General features: G+C 38.4%; 3 protein-coding genes. All 3 read left to right on the forward strand.

Annotated features, from left to right (window positions below; all coding sequences use genetic code 11):
* Nucleotides 1-526, forward strand: a 526-nt coding sequence (locus AC220I_RS20485; protein ID WP_486725724.1) for an MBL fold metallo-hydrolase, incomplete at its 5' end; no start/stop codon positions are given.
* Between the two features lie 19 nt (nucleotides 527-545).
* Nucleotides 546-2,024: a coproporphyrinogen dehydrogenase HemZ gene (hemZ, locus tag AC220I_RS20490; protein WP_486725725.1), complete on the forward strand. Its 1,479-nt coding sequence runs from the start codon at nucleotides 546-548 to the stop codon at nucleotides 2,022-2,024.
* Nucleotides 2,025-2,081: 57 nt separating this feature from the next.
* Nucleotides 2,082-3,214 (forward strand): histidine--tRNA ligase (gene hisS, locus AC220I_RS20495; RefSeq protein WP_486725726.1); only part of this gene is annotated, 1,133 nt, incomplete at its 3' end.

Consider the following 3,214-nt stretch of genomic DNA (forward strand, 5'->3'; position numbering starts at 1 on the left):
AGAGGCTGATCGAATATATAAGAAGATTGAAAGTAAAATGCTGGATGTAAAATATATTGTTTTGACGCATGGCCATGGGGATCACATTGGTGCAGTGGAGCAGTTAAAAAAATTAACCTCTGCTAAGGTGCTCATACATCATGATGATGGTGAGTTGCTTGAAGATGCATCTATGAATCTTACAATCAATATGAATGGACCAGATGTGGCTTTTAAGGCTGATGAGACAATTGGTGATGATACAAAATTGACCATAGGTAAGCACACTTGTGAAGTTATCCATACACCTGGCCACACTAAGGGCGGTATTTGTCTTTATTTCAAGGCATCCAAGATTTTATTTTCTGGAGACACGCTTTTCTATGGTTCAATCGGTAGAACAGATTTGTATGGCGGAAACCATAAGCAGATGATTAGTGCCATAAAGGACAAGCTCTTGGTATTAGAAGATGATGTCACTGTTTATCCTGGACATGGAGCAAGCACAACAATTGGATTTGAGAGAAAAAAGAATCCATTTTTATAAGCGTTAGGATGAAAGAATCATGAATGATTTAATGGTACTTGTAAAGGATCGAAGACATATTTATGATATTGAAAACCTTCTTGCGATTTTTGTTTTAAAGTCGCATTTGTCTTTTACGGGCGATGAAAATGAATATAAGCAAAGCTTAATTGATGGTAAATGGGGACTTGAAGTTGAAATTATAGGTGATTTCGATGATGTGTCAAATGACACTTTTGAAATTACATATAATCTCAGAGCAGGTGCACATAGAGATGCAGTTTTACTCAAAACAGACAAAGCCCATTTCAAAAAACAAATGAAAAGGGCTTTATATGAGTTATTGGCAAAAGTCTATAAGCCCATGTCCAAATGGGGGGTTTTGGTAGGCATCAGACCTGTAAAAATCGTTCATGAGATGATGGATCAAAACATGGCTTTAACTGAAATTAGAAAACAATTGAGTGAAGAATACTTGATTTCAGATGAAAAGATAGAACTCCTGCTAGAAATTGCGCAAAAGGAAAGACCTTATCTTTTCCCCGTAGAGCCGGATAAAATTTCAATCTATATTTGTATTCCATTTTGTCCGACAAGGTGTCTTTATTGTTCATTTCCTTCCAACTCACTGGAAAAGAAAGCCAAGCTCGTACCAGTGTATTTAGAAAGGCTCATTGAAGAAATTGAGGTGACTTTCAAACTAATACATGATAAGGGACAAGTCATTGACTGTATCTATATCGGCGGCGGCACGCCAACAAGTTTGGATTCAGCTCAGATGGCCAGATTGCTTGAAACGATTCAAAGATCAACTGATTTGAGTCTTGTGAAGGAGTTCACTGTGGAAGCGGGTAGACCTGATACGATAGATGCTGAGAAACTGGGTGTTCTAAAAGCCTATGGTGTAGATCGAATTTGTATTAACCCTCAAACCATGAATAACTCTACTTTAAAAGTCATTGGCAGAAATCATGAGGTTTCAGATATTAAAGATGTGATGCAGATTGCCAAGGAAATTGGTTTCAAATGTATAAATATGGATTTGATTATGGGCTTGCCTGATGAGAATATCGTATCGGCGCGTCATACGATTAAAGAAACGTTGGCGCTTGATCCTGAGAACATCACAATTCACACTTTATCGGTTAAAAGGGCTTCCAGATTAAATGAATCCCTTGAGCAATATGAGCTTTCACACGACCAAACTGTGGAAAACATGATGAATGAGTCTGAACAAGCATTGAGGACTCATGACTATTCGCCATATTATATGTATAGACAGAAAAAGATGATTGGTCACCTTGAAAATGTTGGTTATGCGAAGGTTGGCTATGAATCCCTCTATAATATGAGAATCATGGAAGAAAGACATACCATCATAGCACTTGGTGCAGGTGCTGTTTCGAAGATCTGTTTCCCTGAAGAAAATCGATTTGAGAGAGTGGCAAATTTTAAAGGGATTGAAGACTATATCAACCGATTTGATGAAGTCCTAAAGAAGAAGTTTCAAGAACATTGACGAATCCATAGGATTTATATATAATTTAAAAAAATTGAATGAGAGGAGGCGTTTATTGTGATTTCAAAACCAAGAGGAACCAATGATATATTACCAAGTGAGGTGTATAAATGGCATCATATTGAAAATGCATTTAGAACAATTTGTGCCGAGTTTGGCTTCGAAGAAATCCGTACGCCAGCTTTTGAATATACTAAGCTCTTTAAAAGAGGTGTAGGTGAAACAACGGATATCGTTCAAAAGGAAATGTTTAATGTTATTCCCAATGTTAAAATAAGAGAAATTCAAGGCGATGAAAAATCGGTGGAGAGTTTTAACCGCTACCTTGATAAAGAGGGCATGACTTTAAAACCTGAAGGGACTGCACCCGTTGTAAGATCATTTGTGGAGAACAAACTTCATGGACAAGGCAGTATGCACAAGTTTTATTATGTGACGCCTTGCTTCAGACATGAGAGACCACAAGCCGGTAGAATGAGAGCCTTCCACCAGTTTGGCATTGAGATCTTTGGATCGACCAGTGCTATTTCTGATGCTGAAGTCATCGCGCTTGGAGATACATTTATCAGACGTATGGGGCTCAAGGATGTTGAACTCAGAATCAACAGTATTGGCTGTAAAGAGTGTAGACCAGTCTATGACAAGGCTTTAAGAGCCTTCTTAGAACCTAAATTGCCTAACCTGTGTGAGACTTGTAACGATAGATTTTCTAAAAATCCAATGCGTATTTTAGATTGTAAAAATCCATCTTGTCAAGAAGAAGTAAAGGGTGCGCCGGTGATGCTGAATTATCTTTGTGAGTCTTGTGATACACACTTCCACGAGGTTCAAGACATGCTTTCGGGCATGCAAATTGAGTTTATTGTGGATTCAGGCATTGTCAGAGGTTTAGATTACTACACTAAAACTGCCTTTGAGTTCATTTCTAGAGATATTGGTTCGCAAGCAACTGTTTGTGGTGGTGGTCGATATGACGGCCTCATTGAAGACATCGGTGGTCCAAAGACACCTGGAGTTGGATTTGGTATGGGCATGGAACGTTTGCTACTCACAATGGAACAGACTAACGTAGAGATTGAGAAACCGAATTATGTGGACTTATTTATCATAAACCTAGGTGACAAAGCCAAAGGCCCTGCTTTAATGCTTGCACAAGCATTGAGAAATAAAGGGGTTAAGGTTGAGCTCGA

This window comes from Fusibacter sp., from assembly GCF_057447755.1.